General features: G+C 70.4%; 21 protein-coding genes and 1 pseudogene. 14 read left to right on the top strand and 8 right to left on the bottom strand.

The window, feature by feature from the left end; translation table 11 throughout:
- Positions 1 to 14: 14 nt before the first annotated feature.
- Complete coding sequence (locus ACQBAS_RS04815) at positions 15 to 911, top strand: TIGR01777 family oxidoreductase (protein WP_427385252.1); 897 nt, start codon at positions 15 to 17, stop codon at positions 909 to 911.
- 3 nt (positions 912 to 914) lie between these two features.
- On the opposite strand, the gene ACQBAS_RS04810 is transcribed toward ACQBAS_RS04815, so the two are convergent.
- The gene (locus tag ACQBAS_RS04810) at positions 915 to 2,579 is read right to left on the bottom strand and encodes a protein kinase domain-containing protein (RefSeq protein ID WP_427385251.1); all 1,665 of its coding nucleotides are present in this window, start codon (positions 2,577 to 2,579) and stop codon (positions 915 to 917) included.
- Between the two features lie 72 nt (positions 2,580 to 2,651).
- Between ACQBAS_RS04810 and ACQBAS_RS04805 the strand changes: the two genes are divergently transcribed.
- The 4 genes from ACQBAS_RS04805 to ACQBAS_RS04790 all read left to right on the top strand — a co-directional run bounded on the left by ACQBAS_RS04805 (position 2,652) and on the right by ACQBAS_RS04790 (position 6,017).
- Positions 2,652 to 3,380, top strand: coding sequence for a Type 1 glutamine amidotransferase-like domain-containing protein (locus ACQBAS_RS04805; protein WP_427385250.1), 729 nt, complete (start codon positions 2,652 to 2,654; stop codon positions 3,378 to 3,380).
- A gap of 35 nt (positions 3,381 to 3,415) precedes the next feature.
- Complete coding sequence (gene lipB, locus ACQBAS_RS04800; protein WP_427385249.1) at positions 3,416 to 4,057, top strand: lipoyl(octanoyl) transferase LipB; 642 nt, start codon at positions 3,416 to 3,418, stop codon at positions 4,055 to 4,057.
- 130 nt (positions 4,058 to 4,187) lie between these two features.
- The gene (gene lipA, locus ACQBAS_RS04795) at positions 4,188 to 5,207 is read left to right on the top strand and encodes a lipoyl synthase (RefSeq protein ID WP_427385248.1); all 1,020 of its coding nucleotides are present in this window, start codon (positions 4,188 to 4,190) and stop codon (positions 5,205 to 5,207) included.
- A gap of 63 nt (positions 5,208 to 5,270) precedes the next feature.
- Complete coding sequence (locus ACQBAS_RS04790) at positions 5,271 to 6,017, top strand: DUF4191 domain-containing protein (RefSeq protein WP_427385247.1); 747 nt, start codon at positions 5,271 to 5,273, stop codon at positions 6,015 to 6,017.
- Positions 6,018 to 6,126: 109 nt separating this feature from the next.
- On the opposite strand, the gene ACQBAS_RS04785 is transcribed toward ACQBAS_RS04790, so the two are convergent.
- Positions 6,127 to 6,582, bottom strand: coding sequence for an RDD family protein (locus ACQBAS_RS04785; protein WP_427385246.1), 456 nt, complete (start codon positions 6,580 to 6,582; stop codon positions 6,127 to 6,129).
- A 22-nt stretch (positions 6,583 to 6,604) separates the two neighbouring features.
- Between ACQBAS_RS04785 and ACQBAS_RS04780 the strand changes: the two genes are divergently transcribed.
- Positions 6,605 to 7,117, top strand: a complete 513-nt coding sequence (locus ACQBAS_RS04780) for a methylated-DNA--[protein]-cysteine S-methyltransferase (protein ID WP_427385245.1) — start codon at positions 6,605 to 6,607, stop codon at positions 7,115 to 7,117.
- A 165-nt stretch (positions 7,118 to 7,282) separates the two neighbouring features.
- Positions 7,283 to 8,707: a type I glutamate--ammonia ligase gene (glnA, locus tag ACQBAS_RS04775; RefSeq protein ID WP_427385244.1), complete on the top strand. Its 1,425-nt coding sequence runs from the start codon at positions 7,283 to 7,285 to the stop codon at positions 8,705 to 8,707.
- Between the two features lie 331 nt (positions 8,708 to 9,038).
- Here glnA and ACQBAS_RS04770 read toward each other — a convergent pair whose 3' ends face one another.
- Together ACQBAS_RS04770 and ACQBAS_RS04765 are read right to left on the bottom strand one after the other, a co-directional pair.
- Complete coding sequence (locus ACQBAS_RS04770; protein ID WP_427385243.1) at positions 9,039 to 9,881, bottom strand: hypothetical protein; 843 nt, start codon at positions 9,879 to 9,881, stop codon at positions 9,039 to 9,041.
- Positions 9,882 to 9,918: 37 nt separating this feature from the next.
- A complete protein-coding gene (locus tag ACQBAS_RS04765; protein WP_427385242.1) occupies positions 9,919 to 10,146 on the bottom strand; it encodes a hypothetical protein in 228 nt (75 codons plus the stop codon).
- Here ACQBAS_RS04765 and mobF point away from each other — a divergent pair.
- A pseudogene (gene mobF / locus ACQBAS_RS04760) lies at positions 10,130 to 10,615 on the top strand (MobF family relaxase); the annotation flags it as partial. The gene ACQBAS_RS04765 and the pseudogene mobF sit on opposite strands and share 17 nt — an antisense overlap.
- Positions 10,616 to 10,849: 234 nt before the next feature.
- Here mobF and ACQBAS_RS04755 read toward each other — a convergent pair.
- The 3 genes from ACQBAS_RS04755 to ACQBAS_RS04745 form a co-directional block, all read right to left on the bottom strand.
- Entirely contained in the window at positions 10,850 to 11,224 is a 375-nt protein-coding gene (locus tag ACQBAS_RS04755; RefSeq protein WP_427385660.1) for a hypothetical protein, read from the bottom strand.
- 379 nt (positions 11,225 to 11,603) lie between these two features.
- Positions 11,604 to 12,002: a VOC family protein gene (locus tag ACQBAS_RS04750; RefSeq protein ID WP_427385241.1), complete on the bottom strand. Its 399-nt coding sequence runs from the start codon at positions 12,000 to 12,002 to the stop codon at positions 11,604 to 11,606.
- A 106-nt stretch (positions 12,003 to 12,108) separates the two neighbouring features.
- A complete protein-coding gene (locus ACQBAS_RS04745) occupies positions 12,109 to 12,624 on the bottom strand; it encodes a MarR family winged helix-turn-helix transcriptional regulator (protein ID WP_427385240.1) in 516 nt (171 codons plus the stop codon).
- An 82-nt stretch (positions 12,625 to 12,706) separates the two neighbouring features.
- Here ACQBAS_RS04745 and ACQBAS_RS04740 point away from each other — a divergent pair, with 82 nt between their 5' ends.
- The 6 genes from ACQBAS_RS04740 to ACQBAS_RS04715 all read left to right on the top strand — a co-directional run bounded on the left by ACQBAS_RS04740 (position 12,707) and on the right by ACQBAS_RS04715 (position 17,607).
- Positions 12,707 to 13,282: an NADPH-dependent F420 reductase gene (locus tag ACQBAS_RS04740; protein ID WP_427385239.1), complete on the top strand. Its 576-nt coding sequence runs from the start codon at positions 12,707 to 12,709 to the stop codon at positions 13,280 to 13,282.
- A gap of 42 nt (positions 13,283 to 13,324) precedes the next feature.
- Complete coding sequence (locus ACQBAS_RS04735; RefSeq protein WP_427385238.1) at positions 13,325 to 13,618, top strand: Dabb family protein; 294 nt, start codon at positions 13,325 to 13,327, stop codon at positions 13,616 to 13,618.
- A 179-nt stretch (positions 13,619 to 13,797) separates the two neighbouring features.
- Entirely contained in the window at positions 13,798 to 14,967 is a 1,170-nt protein-coding gene (locus ACQBAS_RS04730) for a luciferase family protein (protein ID WP_427385237.1), read from the top strand.
- Between the two features lie 54 nt (positions 14,968 to 15,021).
- Positions 15,022 to 15,363 (top strand): DUF2200 domain-containing protein, encoded by a 342-nt coding sequence (locus tag ACQBAS_RS04725; protein WP_427385236.1) that lies wholly within the window; start codon positions 15,022 to 15,024, stop codon positions 15,361 to 15,363.
- Positions 15,364 to 15,409: 46 nt separating this feature from the next.
- A complete protein-coding gene (locus ACQBAS_RS04720) occupies positions 15,410 to 16,591 on the top strand; it encodes an acyl-CoA dehydrogenase family protein (RefSeq protein WP_427385235.1) in 1,182 nt (393 codons plus the stop codon).
- A 140-nt stretch (positions 16,592 to 16,731) separates the two neighbouring features.
- Positions 16,732 to 17,607, top strand: coding sequence for a universal stress protein (locus ACQBAS_RS04715; protein WP_427385234.1), 876 nt, complete (start codon positions 16,732 to 16,734; stop codon positions 17,605 to 17,607).
- 67 nt (positions 17,608 to 17,674) lie between these two features.
- Here the strand turns inward: ACQBAS_RS04715 and ACQBAS_RS04710 are convergent, their stop codons facing one another.
- Positions 17,675 to 18,346 (bottom strand): class I SAM-dependent methyltransferase, encoded by a 672-nt coding sequence (locus ACQBAS_RS04710; protein ID WP_427385233.1) that lies wholly within the window; start codon positions 18,344 to 18,346, stop codon positions 17,675 to 17,677.
- Between the last annotated feature and the right edge of the window lie 41 nt (positions 18,347 to 18,387).

The following is an 18,387-nucleotide window of genomic DNA, read 5'->3' as shown; positions in this document are numbered from 1 at the left end:
TTGAGGAGCACGACATGACGCAGCGCGTCGCCATCACAGGAGCCTCCGGGCTCGTCGGCGGCGCGCTGTCGTCGTCCCTGCGGGCACGCGGTGACGAGGTCATCCACCTCGTGCGCCGGACCCCTCGTGCTCCCCACGAGGTCCAGTGGGACCCCGCCGCAGGCACGGTACCGTCGGCGGCGTTGGCGGGTGTCACGGCCGTCGTGAACCTCGCCGGGGCGCCGATCAACGAGGGTCGCTGGACTCCCGCGCGCAAACACGAGTTGCTGCACTCCCGGACCGACGGCACGTCGGCCCTGGCGAGCGCGATCGCCGCGGGACGAACGGACATCCGCCTGGTCAACGGTTCGGCGGTCGGCATCTACGGCGACCGGGGCGACGAGATCCTCACCGAGGAGTCCGCGCCCGGCACGGGTTTCCTGCGCGAGCTCGTGCAGGCCTGGGAAGGTGCGACGGCACCGGCCGCTGGGGCGGGCGCCTCCGTCGCCCTCGCTCGAACGGGCATCGTGTTCTCGCGTGAGGGTGGCGCCATGGGCCGAGTGCTGCCGCTGGCCCGCCTCGGTCTGGGCGGCCCACTCGGCTCGGGTCGACAGTGGTGGCCGTGGATCTCGCTGGTCGACGAGGTCGCCGCCCTGACGCACCTCATCGATCGGCCCGACATCGTCGGTCCCGTCATCCTCTCGGCGCCGGCGCCCGCCCGGCAGCGCGCGGTGGCAAAGGCGCTCGGAGCTCGGCTCCACCGTCCGGCCATCCTGCCCGTGCCGTCCCCCGCCCTGAAGCTCGTCCTCGGTGGGATGGCCACCGAGGTCCTGGGGAGCAAACGGGTGTCACCCGGCCGATTGGTCGACAGCGGTTTCACCTTCGCCCATCCGGACCTCGGCAGCTGTTTGGAGTGGCTGGTCCCCCGCTGACCCTCATGCGGGGTCGACTGCCAGGACGTCCTCGAGTCGCCACCGGCCCTCGACCCGGCGCAGGACGAAGTCGAGCGGTTCGGCGGTCTCCGGCTGCCGTCGGATCCGGCGACCGTCCGCGGTGACCATGATGTGTCCGCGCAGGTCGACCCTCGCCCGGACGACGGCACGCTCGGCGTCGGCCGCGCGCGTGCTGACCGCACTCACGTCGAAGGCAACCTCCTCGTAGCGGGCCCCGGAGCGCGCGAGCCGCTCCAGCTCCTCTCGGTGCGCCCGCAGCGCCCGTGATCCGGGCGCATCCAACTCCTCGGCGAGGGACAGATCCCCCGTCGTCATCACCTCCGCCCGGGCCCGGGCGATCGCCCGCACCACCGACACCGGGTCCGTCCGCGGTGCGCGCGGGTCGCGCAGGACGGCTGTATCGGCCCCCGTGGCCGACCGGGGCGTGCTCACCTCCGTCCCGGGACTGGGCAACGTGGTCGGCCCCTCACCCCACCCGGGTGACATCGTGAGGACCGCGCAGGCGAGCGCACCCACCAGTCCAGCGGCCGCCCGAGCCGACAGGCGCGGACGTCGCCGGGGGCTCGCGCCCCGGTGCCTGCCGCGGGCGCCCCGACGGCCGCGGCCGACCGGATGTCGCGCCAGCGTCGGCGGCACGACCTCCGCCCGGCTCCGTCGAGGGTGGCCGACGACCCGGCGGGCACCGGCCGCAAGCCGCTCGCTGGCCGTGGGCGGCAGCGGCTCGACGTGGGGCGTGGGGTCGTCCCAGAGCCCCGGCGCCGGCTCCCGCGCGGCGGCCCGGATCCGATGGGTCAGGCCGGCGGCGGCGTCCTCCCCGAGGACGAGGCGCAGGGGCTCGGCCGGCGCGGCGTCAAAGGTCGCGAGCGCGGCGGCATCCGCATCCGGCCGCCTCCCGGGTGACGGATCGAGGCAGGCCTCGATCGCCTCGAGCAACGGCCGTGGGGTCCCGGGCGCGAGCTCCCCCAACGGCACCCGGGCTGTGATGTGTCCCGGCGGGGCACCGGTGAGGCAGAGCCAGCCGAGCACCCCGAGGCCGTGGATGTCGCTCGCGGGCGCGGGTGGCGCGCCGGCCTCGACCTCCGGCGCGATGTGACCGTCGGTGCCGCTCACGGGCAGCCCCTCCTCGCCCGCGAGCCGGGCGACCCCGAGGTCCCCGAGGGCCGGCCTGCCCGCCAGGTCGAAGAGGACGTTGCCGGGCGTCACGTCCCCGTGGACGATGCCGCGCCGATGCAGGGCGGCCAGGGCCCGCGCCAGCGGCACGAGCACGGTGACGGTCTCCCCCGGCGAGAGATGACCTCGTGCGGCCACGACGTCGTGCAGGCTGCCCCCTTCCATGAGGTCGAGGATGAGTGCGACGCCGTCGCCCGCCTCCCGGCCCAGCGGCACGGCCTCATGGCACCGGACGAGGTGCTCACCGCCCCCTTCCGGACCCCACCCGGCCCCACCGGGGTCCATGACGACCTCCCGCAGCGCCCCCTCGAACCCGACCGACAGATCGGCGTCGCCGCCCGGCGAGGCCGGCCGGACGACCTTCACCGCCACCGCCTGTCCGTCGGCGTCGCGGCGGCCGCGCCACACCGTGGCGCTGCCCCCGCACCCGATCACCTCGAGGAGTGTGTAGCCCGGAACAACCGGCGATTCGTCCATGGATCGAGCCTGCCCGAACTCGCGACGACGCCCCCAAAGTTCTCCACAGGCGCTCCGTCATAGCCTGCTGTCATGCCTGCAGACGCTCCCACGATCCTGGCCACGTCCGGAGGTCTCCGCATGGGGACCCGCACGATGATCGAGTTCCACGATCTCGTCCACCACGCCGTCGACCTGTCCGGCGTCACCGGCCGCGCACCTCGGGTGCTCTACGTCGGGACCGCCATCGGCGACCAGGAGCACTACAGCGCCCGCATGCACGAGGCGGCCAGGGTCGCCGGTTTCGACCTCACCGAGCTGCGCCTCTTCCCCATGCCCAACCACGACGACCTCGAGCAGGTCGTGCTCGAGCAGGACGTCGTGTGGACCATGGGCGGATCCGTCGCCAACCTGCTCGCGCTGTGGCGCCTGCACGGGCTCGACGCCATCATGCGCCGCGCGTGGGAGGCCGGCGTCGTGCTCAGCGGTGTCAGCGCCGGCTCGATCTGCTGGTTCGACGGCGGCACGACCGACTCCTTCGGTCCCGAGCTGCGCCCGGTGACGAACGGTCTCGGGCTGCTCCCCTACGGCAACGGCGTCCACTACGACAACGAGGCCAGGCGCCGCCCGCTCGTGCACGCCCTCGTCGCCGACGGGACGTTGGGCGAGACGCACTGCTCCGACGACGGGGTCGGTCTGGTCTACCGCGGCACCGAACTGGTCGAGGCCGTGAGCGAGGTCGACGGCAAGGGCGCGTACATCGTGACGAAGGGGGCCCACGGCTCCGCGGTCGAGGAGCGGATCGAGCCGCGCCGCCTCTAGGCGCGGCGTCTCCGGCGCAGGCGTACCCTGCTCGCATGCGCCTCGTCCACCTCGGATTCGCCCCGGAACTCGTCGACTACTCGGCCGCCTGGGAGTGGCAGAGAGAGGTCCACGCCGCCGTCGTCGCCGGTGAGTCGGAGGACACCGTCCTCCTGCTCGAACACGCCGCCGTCTTCACCGCCGGGAAGCGGACCGAGCCGCATGAGCGCCCCTTCGACGGCACTCCCGTCATCGACGTCGACCGTGGCGGCAAGATCACCTGGCACGGACCGGGCCAGCTCGTCGGCTACCCGATCGTGCACCTGCCCAGCCCCGTCGACGTCGTCGCCCACGTGCGCCGGCTCGAGGAGATGATGATCCGGGTGTGCGCCGAGTTCGACGTCGAGACGACGCGGGTCGAGGGCCGTTCGGGGATCTGGGTCACCGCGGACGAGCGCGGGCCGGACCGCAAACTCGGCGCGATCGGCATCCGCGTCAGCCAGGACGTGACGATGCACGGGTTCTCGCTGAACTGCGACGCCGACCTCTCCTGGCAGGACAACATCATCGCCTGCGGCATCCCGGACGCGAAGGTCGGCTCGCTGAGCCTCGAGGCCGGTCGGACGATCACCGTGGCCGACGCCCTCCCCTACGTGGAGAAGCACCTCCAGGACGTGCTCGGCCCCGTCTCGCGCTGACGACGGCCGGGGGAATGCTCGGCGCGCCGGAGGCGTAGTCTGTTGGGACGCCCGGCGACCTCCGGGCGGTGCTGTGCCCCCGGCGCACCCGGCCGACGACGGGCACCCACGAGCAGGGTGAAGGAGAGACGTGAGCGTCGCACCCGACGGCCGCCGCATGCTGCGAGTCGAGGCCCGTAACGCGCAGACCCCGATCGAGCGCAAGCCCGAATGGATCCGCACGACGGCCAAGATGGGCCCCGAGTACCAGGAACTCCACGCGATGGTGAAGGGCGAAGGCCTGCACACCGTGTGCCAGGAGGCCGGCTGCCCCAACATCTTCGAGTGTTGGGAGGACCGCGAGGCCACCTTCCTCATCGGCGGTGACACCTGCACGCGGCGGTGCGACTTCTGCGACATCGCCACCGGTCGCCCGATGCCGCTGGACCTCGACGAGCCGCGCCGCGTCGCGGAGTCGGTGCAGCGGATGGGCCTGCGCTACTCCACCGTCACGGGTGTGGCCCGAGACGACCAGCCCGACGGCGCCGCCGGCCTCTATGCCGAGACGATCCGTCAGATCCACGCGCTCAACCCCAACACCGGCGTCGAGATCCTGCCGCCCGACTTCGGCGCCAAGCCCGAGCTCGTCGGCCAGGTCTTCGACGCCCGCCCCGAGGTCTTCGCCCACAACCTCGAAACCGTGCCGCGCATCTTCAAGGAGATCCGGCCCGCCTTCACCTACGACAAGTCGCTGCGCGTCCTCTCGATGGCGCGCGAGGCGGACCTGGTGACGAAGTCCAACCTCATCCTCGGCATGGGTGAGCGCGACGACGAGATCGAGGAGGCGATCCGCGACCTGCACGACGCCGGTTGCGACATCCTCACGATCACGCAGTACCTGCGCCCCTCGAAGTTGCACCACCCCATCGACCGCTGGGTCAAGCCGGAGGAGTTCGTCCACTGGAGCGAGCTCGCCGAGGAGGTCGGCTTCAAGGGCGTCATGGCCGGTCCGCTGGTGCGCAGCTCGTACCGCGCCGGTCGCCTCTGGGCGACGGCCATGGAGAAGTGGGGTCGCCCGATCCCCGAGCACCTCAGCCACCTCAAGGCCGCCGCGGCCGACCCCGCACGCCAGGAGGCCGCGTCGCTCGTCGCGCGCGCCGCCACGGCCTGAGATCCTGACGACCCGAACCGCTCCGCCGACGTGTCGGACCACCACCGAAAGCAGAAGACCCGCATGGCCCGCGACAAGACCCCGAAGGCCGACAAGGCCCCCAAGGAGCCGAAGGCTCCCAAGAAGCCGAACGCCTTCAAGCAGATGCTGTCCGTCCACAAGACGGTCAAGACGATCGACCCGAAGATCACGCTCTGGATGGTCGCGGCCGCGCTGGTCGCGTTCCTCGTCGTCGAGGGCATCGGCTGGCTCCTCGGACACCCGCTGATCTCCCTCGTCGTCGCGATCCCGATGGCGCTGCTCGCCGCGATGATCGTGCTCGCCCGCCGAGGTGAGCGGGCCGCCTACTCGCAGATGGAGGGCCAGACCGGCGCCACTGCGGGTGCGCTCTCGGCCCTGCGCCGCAACTGGTACTACTCCCAGGAGCCCGTCGCGGCCGACGCCGCGCGCCCGGGCGACGTCCAGAACGCCGCGCTCGTCTACCGCGCGCTCGGCCGTCCCGGCATCGTCCTGCTCGCCGAAGGCCCGCGTGGCCGTGCCCTGAAGGTGCTCGACAAGGAGAAGAAGCGCGTCGCCCGCGTCGCGCCCGGCGTCCCGATCCACGTCGTCCACGTCGGTTCGGGCAAGGACGAGGTGCCGGTGGCGAAGGTCGCCCGCACCCTCATGAAGCTCAAGCCCACCCTGACGAAGGACGAGATGGCCGTCGTCAACAAGCGGCTCAAGTCCCTGCCCGGCGTCCGGTCCGGGATCCCCGCCGGCGTCGACCCGACCCGTGTGCGGATGGACCGCAAGAACCTGCGCGGCCGCTGAGCCCAGCCGCCCAGTACACGAGAGCCCGTCGACCGTTCGGTCGGCGGGCTCTGGTGGTGCGCCGGGGCCGTCGTCCGCGGCGTTGTCCGGAGGTGGGACGCCCTGAGGGTCAGGTCCGCAGGAGCAGGGTGCCGGCGGCGCGGTCGTGCAGGCCTCGCCCGTCGGCATCCCAGACGACCGCCGGGATGACGAGGCAGAGCAGCACTGCGCGGATCAGCGACTGGAGCCAACTCACCCCTGGACGGTGCGGCGCGACGACGTGCATGCCGAGCAGTCGGTGCCCGAGCGTCGTGCCGGTGAGGGCGACGAGGACGACGTTCTCGACGAGGAAGACGGCCAGTGGCAGGAAGCTGCGGGCGCCAGGGTCGACGTCGATGAGTCGGGTGAGCAGCCCCAGGGCGATGGCCTGACAGGCGAACCAGTCGATCACCAGGGCCGGGACGCGCCGACCCAGTGTCGCGAGGGAACCGGTCCCGCTGGCGGGCAGGCCGAGCCGCGCGCCGTGATGCTGGCCGGCCGTGGCCTCGTGGCTCGTCGGACCGGAGTGTGCGGGTGGGGGTGTCACACCGGGCAACGATAATGGGGCCGTGTGCGCCCGCCGTCACGCCCTCGTGCCCTCCCCCGTCGGCGACCTCACCGTCGTCGCCGACGGCGATGCCCTGGTGGCCCTGCTCTTCGACGGGCACCTGCGTCACCCGGGCGTCGAGGCGCTGGGCGAGCGGGCGTCACGCGATGACCGTCTCATCACCCGGACAGCCGACCAGATGGACGGCTACTTCGCCGGCGAGCGGACGACCTTCGACCTGCCGTTGGCGCCCGTGGGCGAGCCGTTCCAGCTGCGCGTGTGGGAGCAGTTGCGCGCGATCCCGTACGGGCGGACCAGTACCTACGGCGCGCTGGCCACGGCGCTGGGCGACCGGAATCTCGCGCAGGCCGTGGGTTCGGCCAATGGCAGCAACCCGTTGTCCATCGTCGTGCCCTGCCATCGGGTGATCGGCAGCGACGGCTCACTCACGGGCTACGCGGGTGGGCTGGAGCGCAAACGGTTCCTCCTCGCCCTTGAGGAACCGGGCGCCGAGGACGCTGGTCGGCTGTTCTGAGACGTCTCGGGGGGCGGACCAGGTCGTGCCCGTGTCCACATCTCGATACGGTGGAGGACGCGTAACACCCACGAAACATCCGGGTCACGGTCGGGAAACTGCCGCCCGTTAGGTTCGTGGCAACAACCGCGGTCACCTTGGCCGCCCCCACCCCAGGAGGATGGATTGTTCAGCTCCCCTGACGAGGTCCTTGCGTTCATCAAGGACGAGGACGTCAAGTTCGTCGACATCAGGTTCTGCGACCTGCCCGGCGTCATGCAGCACTTCAACGTGCCCGCCGGGTCGATCGACGAGGACTTCTTCACCGAGGGCCAGATGTTCGACGGCTCCTCGATCCGCGGCTTCCAGGCCATCCACGAGTCCGACATGAAGCTCGTGCCGGACGTCAAGACGGCCTACCTCGACCCCTTCCGTGAAGAGAAGACGCTGATCGTCAACTTCTCCATCGTGGACCCCTTCACCGGCGAGCAGTACAGCCGCGACCCGCGCAACGTCGCGGCGAAGGCCGAGGCCTACCTCAAGTCGACGGGCATCGCCGACACCGCCTACTTCGGCGCCGAGGCCGAGTTCTACGTCTTCGACGACGTGCGCTTCGAGACCTCGCCCAAGGGCAGCTACTACCACGTCGACTCCATCGAGGCCGCGTGGAACTCCGGTCGCGTCGAGGAGGGCGGCAACAAGGGTTACAAGACCCGCATCAAGGGCGGCTACTTCCCCGTCCCGCCGGTGGACCACTTCGCCGACATCCGCGACAAGATGTGCCTCAACCTCGCGAAGGTCGGCCTCGAGGTCGAGCGTGCGCACCACGAGGTGGGCAGCGCGGGGCAGCAGGAGATCAACTACCGCTTCAACACGTTGCTGCAGTCCGGCGACGACATCATGAAGTTCAAGTACGTCATCAAGAGCACCGCGTGGGAGCTCGGCAAGTCGGCGACCTTCATGCCGAAGCCGATCTACGGCGACAACGGCTCGGGCATGCACACGCACCAGAGCCTGTGGAAGGACGGCGAGCCCCTCTTCTACGACGAGCAGGGTTACGGCGGTCTGTCCGACCTCGCGCGCTGGTACATCGGTGGCCTGCTCAAGCACGCTCCGGCGCTGCTCGCCTTCACGAACCCGACGGCGAACTCGTACCACCGTCTGGTGCCCGGCTACGAGGCCCCGATCAACCTCGTGTACTCCGCGCGCAACCGCTCGGCCTGTATCCGCATCCCGATCGCGGGCAACTCGCCGAAGGCCAAGCGCATCGAGTTCCGCATCCCGGACCCCTCGAGCAACCCGTACCTGTGCTTCGCTGCCCAGCTCATGGCCGGCCTCGACGGCATCAAGAACCGCATCGAGCCCCCGGAGCCGGTCGACAAGGACCTCTACGAGCTGCCGCCCGAGGAGCACGACGCGATCGACCAGGTCCCCACGACCCTGCCCGAGGTGCTCACCGCCCTCGAGGAGGACCACGAGTTCCTGCTCCAGGGTGACGTCTTCACCTCGGACCTCATCGAGACGTGGATCGCGTGGAAGCGCGAGAACGAGGTTGCTCCCCTGCAGCTGCGTCCGCACCCGCACGAGTTCGAGATGTACTACGACATCTGACGGATGCCGTAACCCCGAAAGGGCCCTTGACCTGCGGAAACGCGGCGTCAAGGGCCCTTTCGCTTGGCCCGATCGGGACGAAATACCGCAGGAGATCCGGATGAGCGGCTGGCGACTGTTCGTCACGGCCGAGGTTGGCGACCGCCGGATCGACTCGCGTGGCCCGCATCCGTCGGCCGGTCCTGCTACCCTTGTGGTGTTCGACAGGAGTGGGCGCACGGCCTACTGGTTCACAGCCAGACACTCCACAGAAGCGCGGAGACCCAGGTTCGAGTCCTGGCCCCTCATCGAGGGTGTAGCTCAATGGGAAGAGCCCCGCTTTTGTTCTCTCTCAGTACCGGCCCAGAGCGGCCTGGAGTTCGGGGTCGGTCAACCGAAGCGGCGCGTAGTCGAACCTCGCGACACCGCGAGCCTTCTTCAAGCGCTCCGGCAGCAGCGGCAGCTTCCCACCGTGCTGCGCGGCGACGTCCGCCACGACGACGTCCGCCCAGAGCTCGCGCGACACGACGGGCTGGATGAGGACATTCGCCTCACGGCTGAGGAATTTCGTGACCGCCAACACCAGGATGAGTTGCTGGTGGCCAAAGCTGATCGGGTCACCGACAGAGATTCCCCGTAGCGATGGAGCAACCTTCGTCCAGAGCGCTTCCGTTGCCGTGGACCATGACGCCACCTTGTTGACCAGGGCACTGTCCGCTCGCCCGCCGTCGTGGATCATGCAGTTGCGCATGAGCCGAAGGGTGTCGAGTTGGACGAGCCGGTCGGCATTGAACGCTCCCCCGGTCAACTGAGCGATCTTCGGGTGCTGTGCCGCGAGCTTGGTGTTCGCGACCGTGCCCGCCGAGCAGAATCCCGACCGATGCAGCAGGTCAAGGCAGGTATTCAGGTAGTCCTCGTGCAGAGCCAGCGCGTAAGGAACGCTCATCGCCCCGAGGTGGGTGTCCGCCGACGCGAGGATCGCTGAGGCTTCTTCGGTCGTCAGATTGAAGCGGCCGATGTGGTCGACCTGCGGGAAGACCTCTGGCAGCAGATGGCTCGATCCCTCCGTCAGTTTCAGGAGGTGGGCAGCCAGTCGTGCGCCGGCGAGCAGACCCATCATGGCGTTGCTCGCTTCGATGCGCTTCTCTTCCCAGTCTCGGTACCCCGGGAACCGGACCAGCTTCGGACCTGCCATCCGGCAATACTCGCAGCCGCCCCCGACAACCGAGCGGTCATTCGTCGAGCGGGTCGCACCAGTCCTCGTAGGGAAGCTCCAAGCCCTTGGCAGCCTGCTCGGCCTCCTCGCCTTGGAGTTCCTCAAGCCGGGCGTGCAGCGCGTAGACGTAAGAGTCGGCCCGGCCCTCGGCCTTGAGCTTCGCGCACCACGCGCGGACGTCGGACGGCTTCACCGCCGAGAGCCGCACGGCATCGAACTCAGCACGGATGATCTTCAGGTGCACCCGGGAGGGGCGCAACGGTGCCCGGCATGTCGAGACGCGTGGGCTCAACGCGACGGCGATCACGCACCGCGACTCCCGGGCGGGTGACCCCGATCTGCACACCCACGTCGCGGTGGCCGACAAGGTGCAGACGGGCTCGGGCAAGTGGCTCTCGATCTACGGCAGGGTCCTGCACGAGCACGTCGTCGCCGCGTCGGCGACCTACAACACGGCCCTGGAGCGGCACCTGGTCGAGACGCTCGGAGTGAGGTCCGTCGAGCGGCCCGCGGGCGCGCGCGGCAAGCGGCCCGTGCGCGAGATCAAGGGCGTGTCGGCGAAACTGTGTGAGCGGTGGTCGCAGCGGCGGACCTCCATCGCCGCGCGGCAACGGGAGCTGGCACGGGAGCTCCGAACGAGGCACGGCCGCCCACCGACACCGGTCGAGTCGGTGGCGCTGGCACAGCAGGCGAACCTGGAGACGCGCGAGGCCAAGCACGAGCCGCGGTCGTATGCCGAGCAGCGCCAGGCCTGGTGGAGCGAAGCCGTCGACGCGCTCGGGTCCGAGCGGAATGTCGAATCGATGGTGTCGAAGGCCCTTCGCCCTGCCCCGCGGCCGGAGCAGCAAGTCACGACGGCGTGGATCCACGAAGCCGCTGAGCGGGTGATCGCGGAGATTGAGTCACGACGGGCGACCTGGCAGGTCTGGCATGTGCGCGCCGAGGCACTACGCCAAGTGCGGGGCGTCGCCGTGCCTGCTGACCGGGTGGCTGAGGTCGTCGAGTGGATCGTCGACGACGCGGTCCGTCGCCTGTCGATCAACCTGACGCCGGAACTTGATCTGATCACCGAGCCGTCCGTGCTGCGCCGCTCGGATGGCACCAGCGTCTACCGGCACACGGGCCGGGATCACAACACGAGCTGTCGTGTGTTGGAGGCCGAGCAGCGCATCGTCGAAGCTGCCGGGCGCCCACCGGGCCTCGCGTGGTCTGCCGACGACGTGGAGCTGTCGGTGCTCGCCGCGATCCTTGACGGGGTACCGCTCAACCGCGGCCAGCAGGACATGGTGACCGCGCTGGCGCCCAGCGGCGCGCGCGTGCATCTCGCCCTCGCGCCAGCCGGGTCGGGCAAGACAACGGCGACCGCTGGCAGGTCGAGGCTGTGCGCGCGGACGGCGGCCTGGCCGTGCGACACCTCGCCTCGCGGCTCCATGCGACGCTGCCCGCGGACTACGTCGCCTCCCACGTCGAGCTCGGCTACGCCTCTACGGTGCACACCGCCCAGGGCATCACCGACGTCGTCCACGGCGTCGTCACCGGCGCGGAGGACCGGCAGCTGCTCTACACGGTCCGACAGTCTCGTGACCTGCCACAACGCGGGGTCGAGACGGGAAATCCAGCGGAAGCACCCTCGGACGACTTCGGTCGCTCGGGGGTGCTTCCGGTTGTCACGTCAGAACTCCGTCGTGACTCTGCCGGACGTCAGCGGCTGCTGGCGTCCGGGGCGTGCTTCGGCGGGTGCTCGGCGATGCAGAAGAGGTTGCCCTCCGGGTCTTCCATCGTGGTCCACTGCACGTGCGGGACCTCATCGAGCACGTCCCAGCGTTGCACCGCGCCCAACTCGGTGAGCCGCCGAACCTCGTCGACGCGCGAGCCCCACGGGACCGTGAGGTCGAGGTGCGTGTCCTGGCGATCGGGACGCGGCTCGGTCCGGCGCTGGAAGAACATGCCGAACCCGTCCGGCCCGTTCGGCGCCAGGTAGACGGCGTCGCTCCCGCCCGACGTCTCGCCACCGGTGACCGCAGCCCAGAACCGGGCCAGGTCTGCCGGGTCCCTGGCCTCCATGTTGATCGCACCGAGCGTGACGTGGGAGTGAGCCATACGTCGACACTAGCCGCATCGCCCAAGCGACCGACCCGACCGTCGAAACCTCGGATACCGCTCCGTGGACACGTTTCTGACCAGGTCGCAGGTCGAGGCCGGGCTTCTACTCCTGGCGACTCTGGGCGGGCGCGGCTCCCGGCGGGTCGTAGAGCCCCGTGAGCCGCCGGTCCGGGTCCAGCGCACCGAGCAGGGCATCGGCGATGTCGCCGAGTTGCTCGACCTGGACTGCAGAGAGCCGGTCGATGACGAAGCGACGTACGGCACCGACGTGGCCGGGAGCTGCGCTCACGACGCGCTCCCATCCCCCGTCGGTGAGGCTCGCGTTGGTCGCACGTCGGTCCTCCGGGCAGACCGACCGCATGACCAATCCGGCGTCCTCGAGGCGCCTCGCCACATGTGAAAGGCGGGGCAGGGTCGCGTTGGTGCGACGTGCCAGCTCGGTCATGCGCAGCGTCCGGTCGGGCGCCTCGGACAGCATTGCGAGCACGAAGTACTCGAAGTGCGTCAGCCCGGACTCCTTGCGGAGCTGGGTGTCGAGCACGCCAGGAAGGAGCTCGACCACGGCGACCAGCCGCACCCAAGCAGCCCGTTCGTCCTCGCTGAGCCAGTTGGTGTTCATGCCCCCACACTACCGGCAATGGTTGCTTCTTCAAGTAATGCCGAGTACGGTTACTTAAACCAACAACTTTCTAGGAGCAGGCATGAGCACCATCTCGATCATCGGTACCGGCAACATGGGCCAGGCCATCGCAGCCGTCGCGGGCCGGGGCAACCACACCGTCCAGCTCATCGGTCAGGGCGACACCGACACCCAGGTCATCGGCGACGTCGTCGTGCTCGCTGTGCCGTACCCGGCCCTGTCGGCCGTCATCGCGGAGCGCGGCGCCAGCCTCGCGGGCAAGGTCGTCGTCGACATCACCAACCCGCTCAACTTCGAGACCTTCGACTCGCTCGTCGTCCCGGCCGACGGCTCCGCCGCGGCCGAAGTCGCCGCCGCGCTCCCCGACTCGAAGGTCCTCAAGGCCTTCAACACGACCTTCGCCGCGACCCTGGCCTCCGGCACGGTCGGCAACGAGACCACCACGGTCCTGATCGCGGGCGACGACGCCGACGCGAAGTCGACCCTGGCTGGCATCGTGACCTCCGGCGGTCTCAAGGCCGTTGACGCGGGCGCCCTCAAGCGCGCCCGTGAGCTGGAGGCCATCGGCTTCCTGCAGCTCACGCTCGCCGCGGGCGAGAAGATCACCTGGACCGGCGGCTTCGCGACCATCGCCTGACCCGGCACCCACCATCCACCACCCACAGGAAGCAGGGACAGCATGATCACCCACGTCTGGAGCATGACCTTCACCGACGAGACGACCGACGAGCAGCGCGCATCGTTCATCGCCGCCATGGCTGAGCTGCCGAGCAAGATCGAGGGCGTCGCCTCGTTCCGCTCCGGAACCGACCTGGGCCTCAACCGCGGCAACGCCGACGTCGGAATCGTCGCCGAGTTCGCCGATGCCGACGCCTGGTCGGCCTACATCAAGCACCCGGCGCACGTCGCCTTCGTCGACGACCACGTCACCCCGCTCTGCGCCTCCTGGGGAGCCTTCCAGATCGCCAGCTGAACCAGCCCGCGCTTCGCGGCGGCACCCGCCACGCCGGGTCCCGCCGTGAGGCGCGGGGAAGTCACTCCGGGCCCGCATGGGCCACGAACGTCGAAAGAAGGCACCATGTCCGCGGACCCCGTCCGACCCTGCGAGTCCAGCGCCCGCACCGCTGCGGAGCTCGTTCCCGGAGCTCCCCGATGAGTGGGCAGGCGACCTTCGGGCCACACGTCGTCGCAACGCACGGCGCCACGTCCCCCGATGCACCGCTCGTCGTCCTCCTCCACGGTCGCGGGTCGAACGAGCAGGAGATCATCTCGCTCGCGCCGCACCTGCCGGGCGGCATCGAGTACGCGGCCGTCCGGGCCCCCATCGCCGAGGGCGGCGGGTTCGCGTGGTTCGCCAACCGCGGCATCGGCCGCCCCATCGCGGAGTCGCTCGCGGACACGATGGCATGGTTCCGGGCGTGGCTCGACGACGTCGCTCCCGCCGGGCGTCAGGTCATCGTGGTCGGCTTCAGCGGCGGCGGCGCATTCGCCGGCGGCCTGGCCCTCAGCGACCCAGCGCGTTTCAGCGGGGCTGGTGTCCTCTTCGCCACGTTGCCGTTCGACGCCGGCGTGGCCGTCACCACCGGACGGCTCGCTCACCTGCCGGTCTTCGTCGCCCAGGGCGACCAGGACCACGTCATCCCCGCCGAACTCCTGAGCAGGACGTGGCGCTACCTCCTCGAGGAGTCCGGCGCACCCGTGGTTGCCCACCGGACGGACGGCGGCCACGGGCTGACCATGGCCGTCGTCGCGTCACTCGGGCGGTGGATCGCGGAGCGACTCACGTACGCCACGCACCACCCCGTTCCGGCGCCCGGGCGGCCTGAACACGTCTCATGGGCCACCCTGCCGGATGGCGCCCTACCGATCCGTTCGGGACCGACGCCCGAGATCACCTGGAGGATCCCGCAGCAGCAGACCTCGCAGAACGCTCCGGCCGACCTCCAGGAACGGCTGGCGTCGACCGTGGCGGAGCTTGAGGGCGTCTCGGTTGGACCGTCCCACATCTCGGTGCCGGGGGCTCGCGGGTTCACCATGGCCGACGGCGGAGGCGATGACCAGGCCTTCCTGGTCCCGTCCGTGCGCGAGTTCGCGCACCTCCACCCCCGCGAGGACGGCTCGCTCCACGTTGCGCTCCCACCGGCCCATGCCGCCGACCTCGTCGCGAAGGGGTGGGGACGGGCCCACCCGCTCGCCGGCTCGCGCCTGACTCCGGGGTTCGTCATGGTCTTCGGCCCCCGCGACGAGGATGAGCTGACGGTCGTGCAGGCCATCCTCCGCACGAGCTACCACCACGCACGCGGCGGAGTCGTGCCCACGTAGTCGACTCCCCGGAGCGCCGGATGATTCGCCGTTTGCGCGCGGTAGCCTCGGCCGGTGCACAGAATCTTCACCACGAGCGTCGCCGACGTCCACCCGCTCTACATCGCGAAGGTGGAACGCAAGGGCCGCACCGCCGCCGAGGTGGACGAGGTCATCCGCTGGCTCACCGGCTTCGACCAGGCCGAGCTGCAACGACACCTCGAGGCGGGCACGACCTTCCGTGACTTCTTCGACAGTGCCGACCTCAACCCCAACGTGGGCCTGATCAAGGGTGTCGTCTGCGGCGTCCGGGTCGAGGACGTCGAGGATCCCCTCATGCAGAAGATCCGCTACCTCGACAAGCTCGTCGACGAACTCGCCAAGGGCAAGGCCATGGAGAAGGTCCTGCGCTCCTGACGTCCGGCTCGTGACCCTCGACGTGCCGCCCACCAGAAAGGCCGCCATGCCCACGCACCCCCTCGACCTCTTCGGGATCGACACCCTCCTCGATGCCGACGACCGCACCATGGCGTCCACCGTGCGCTCCGTCCTCGACACCGAGGTCCGACCGCACCTGCCCGCGTGGTTCGAGAGCGGCACCGTGCCGGTGCGCGAGCTCGCGACCGTGCTCGGCGGCCACGGCCTGCTCGGCATGCATCTCGAGGGTTACGGCTGCGCTGGCACGAGTGCCACGGCCTACGGGTTGGCCTGCCTCGAACTCGAGGCCGCCGACTCGGGGATCCGCTCGCTCGTGTCGGTGCAGGGCTCGCTCGCCATGTTTGCGATTCACCACTTCGGCAGTGAAGCACAGAAGGAGGAGTGGCTGCCCCGCATGGCGCCCGGCGAGGCCATCGGCTGCTTCGGCCTCACCGAGCCGGACTTCGGCTCCAATCCGGCCGGGATGCGCACCGTCGCGCGCCGCGACGGGGACGACTGGGTGCTCAACGGGACGAAGATGTGGATCACGAACGCGCCCGTGGCGGACGTCGCCGTCGTCTGGGCACGCACGGACGAGGCCGAGGGCTCCCGAGGCATCCGCGGATTCGTCGTCCCCACTGCCGCAGCGGGCGTCTCCACACCGGAGATCACCCGCAAGCTCTCGTTGCGCGCGTCGGTCACGGGCGAGATCGTCCTCGAGGACGTGCGGCTGCCCGGCGATGCCGTCCTCCCGGGGGCGCAGGGTCTGTCCGGCCCGCTGACCTGCCTCAACGAGGCCCGGTTCGGCATCGTCTTCGGCGCGGTCGGCGCCGCACGCGACTGCCTGGAGTCGGTCCTCGCCTACGTCGGCGACCGCACCATCTTCGACAAGCCGCTCGCCGCCTACCAGATCACCCAGACGAAGCTCGCCGACATGACCCTCGAGTTCGGCAAGGCCATGCTGCTGGCGATCCAGCTGGGCCGGCTCAAGGACGCCGGCACGATCCGGCCCGAGCAGATCTCCCTCGGCAAGCTCAACAACGTGCGCGAGGCCATCGCCATCGCCCGGGAGTGCCGCACGCTGTTGGGCGCCAACGGCATCACGCTCGACTACCCGGTCCTGCGCCACGCGAACAACCTCGAATCGGTCCTCACCTACGAGGGCACCAGCGAGGTCCACCAGTTGATGATCGGCCAGGCGCTGACCGGAGAGGCCGCCTACCGCTGAGCCGGCTCGCGACCTTCGTCAGACCGATGGTGGGGCCACCCGCCGGGGACTACAGTCGAAGGACGGGCCCGGTCGGCCCGTGACGACGGCGACGCCCGTCCGACGTCCCGCCGCCTCGATGCGAGGTCGTGGAGGTCAGCATGCACGGACAACAGCCGGGGTCCATCGTCGTCGGGGTCGACGGCTCACCCAACGGGACCGATGCCCTCGAGTGGGCGGCGGGTCAGGCGTCCGTGCGCGGTCTGCCGATGCACCTCATCCACGCCTTCTCCCCCGACCTGCCGATGGTCGGGTTCGGTGCGGGGACCGACGCCGAGACGATCAAGGAGGCCGGGCGCCAACTGCTCGCGTCCTGCACCGCGCGCGTCCACAGTCGCGACCGCAGCATCCAGGTCTCGACGGCGCTCACCTCGGGCTTCCCGTCGGCGTCGATCATCCGGGCCGGGCGGGACGCGGAGGTCATCGTCGTCGGCGCACACGGCCACGGTCCGGCGAACTTCGCGCCGCTCGGCGGCGTCGCCTACCAGGTCGTCACCCACGCTCCGTGCCCGGTGGCGGTGATCCGCCACCGCGACGCCGATGTCCCCTACGGCCGGGTCGTCGTCGGTGTCGACGGATCGGCGCCGTCCTTGCGTGCCCTCGTCCGGGGCTTCCGGCAGGCGGCACAGCGCGGTGCCGAACTCCTGGTCGTGCACGCCTGGCAGGCGCAGGGGGCCGACGACCCCACCTTGACCTCCGGCTCGGACTGGCCCGCATATGAGGCCGTGCACGAGGCGCAGGTGCGGCGCACCATCGCCGATGCCCAGTCGACCCATCCCGAGGTGAAGGTGATCCAGGAGGTCGTCCGCGGGCTGCCGGCCAGAACCCTGGTCGACCGCAGCGAAGGGGCGGACGTCCTCCTCGTGGGCGATCGCGGGCTCGGCGGGTTCCGGGGGTTGCAGATCGGGTCGGTCGCCATGGGTGCGGTGGCCCGGGCCAGCTGCCCGACCATCGTCTGCCGCGCGCCGCACCACTGACGCCGCCGGCAGCCTTCCCGCTGGTGGCGTCGGCGCTGGCGCTCCCTTCGCTGATGTGCTCGCTTGCTCACCTCCGTTGGGCGAGAAGGGCGGCCTGATCGTCACGCTCTGATCCCCGTGGCCGACGGACCATCCGGACGATCTCGGTCAGTCCGGCGCCGGCGGCATGGGCGGCGACCTCATCGGCGGTGAAGAGGTACCGCTGGAGCTCGACCTCCAGCCCCAACCGTGCGTACGACGCCGACACATCGCGAACGCCCTGGCCGGCCTGCAGCCCGATGACCAGGTGACCACCGGGTCGCAGGACGCGGGCCGCCTCAGCGAAGATCCGCGGCTGCCCCGCGGTCGGGGTGTGGATGGCCGAGTACCAGAGCATGACGCCGGCGAAGGTGCGGTCCGGGAAGGGCAGGTCGGTCAGGGACCCCACGGCGAAGTCGAGGTCCGGGTGGTCCCGCTTCGCCATCTCGACCATGCCGGGCGAGAGGTCGATGCCCCGGACTGCGCAGTCGCGATCGGCCAGGTACCGACTCATCCGACCGGCGCCACACCCTGCATCGAGCACGCCGCCGTCCTGGCCGCCCGCGGTCACTGCCTCGACGAAGGCGTCGACCACGGCGAGTTCCAGGAGCGACTCCGCACGGGTGTCGGGAAGGTGGGTCGCGTAGGTCTCGGCGAGGGTGTCGTATGCCCGCTGCACGCCGAGTTGGTGGCCGTCGCCCTTGTCGAGGGTGGGAGTCATCCGACGATGGTGCCACCCGCCCGACGGGGTCGGGCAGGTCC

It is taken from the genome of Janibacter zhaoxuefangae (genome assembly GCF_050271985.1).
Classification (GTDB): domain Bacteria; phylum Actinomycetota; class Actinomycetes; order Actinomycetales; family Dermatophilaceae.
This window is presented reverse-complemented; position numbering and strand designations above follow the sequence as displayed.

Bases quoted from the DNA above. Each gene is read 5' to 3' on its own strand.
- ACQBAS_RS04810 (WP_427385251.1), bottom strand. From the start codon at position 2,579: ATGGACGAATCGCCGGTTGTTCCGGGCTACACACTCCTCGAGGTGATC.
- ACQBAS_RS04735 (WP_427385238.1), top strand. From the start codon at position 13,325: ATGATCACCCACGTCTGGAGCATGACCTTCACCGACGAGACGACCGAC.
- ACQBAS_RS04805 (WP_427385250.1), top strand. From the start codon at position 2,652: ATGCCTGCAGACGCTCCCACGATCCTGGCCACGTCCGGAGGTCTCCGC.
- ACQBAS_RS04790 (WP_427385247.1), top strand. From the start codon at position 5,271: ATGGCCCGCGACAAGACCCCGAAGGCCGACAAGGCCCCCAAGGAGCCG.
- ACQBAS_RS04720 (WP_427385235.1), top strand. From the start codon at position 15,410: ATGCCCACGCACCCCCTCGACCTCTTCGGGATCGACACCCTCCTCGAT.
- ACQBAS_RS04715 (WP_427385234.1), top strand. From the start codon at position 16,732: ATGCACGGACAACAGCCGGGGTCCATCGTCGTCGGGGTCGACGGCTCA.
- ACQBAS_RS04730 (WP_427385237.1), top strand. From the start codon at position 13,798: ATGAGTGGGCAGGCGACCTTCGGGCCACACGTCGTCGCAACGCACGGC.
- ACQBAS_RS04770 (WP_427385243.1), bottom strand. From the start codon at position 9,881: ATGGCAGGTCCGAAGCTGGTCCGGTTCCCGGGGTACCGAGACTGGGAA.
- ACQBAS_RS04745 (WP_427385240.1), bottom strand. From the start codon at position 12,624: ATGAACACCAACTGGCTCAGCGAGGACGAACGGGCTGCTTGGGTGCGG.
- ACQBAS_RS04815 (WP_427385252.1), top strand. From the start codon at position 15: ATGACGCAGCGCGTCGCCATCACAGGAGCCTCCGGGCTCGTCGGCGGC.
- ACQBAS_RS04755 (WP_427385660.1), bottom strand. From the start codon at position 11,224: ATGCACGCGCGCGCCGCTGGGCGCCAGCGCGGTCACCATGTCCTGCTG.
- ACQBAS_RS04750 (WP_427385241.1), bottom strand. From the start codon at position 12,002: ATGGCTCACTCCCACGTCACGCTCGGTGCGATCAACATGGAGGCCAGG.
- lipB (WP_427385249.1), top strand. From the start codon at position 3,416: ATGCGCCTCGTCCACCTCGGATTCGCCCCGGAACTCGTCGACTACTCG.
- ACQBAS_RS04740 (WP_427385239.1), top strand. From the start codon at position 12,707: ATGAGCACCATCTCGATCATCGGTACCGGCAACATGGGCCAGGCCATC.
- ACQBAS_RS04710 (WP_427385233.1), bottom strand. From the start codon at position 18,346: ATGACTCCCACCCTCGACAAGGGCGACGGCCACCAACTCGGCGTGCAG.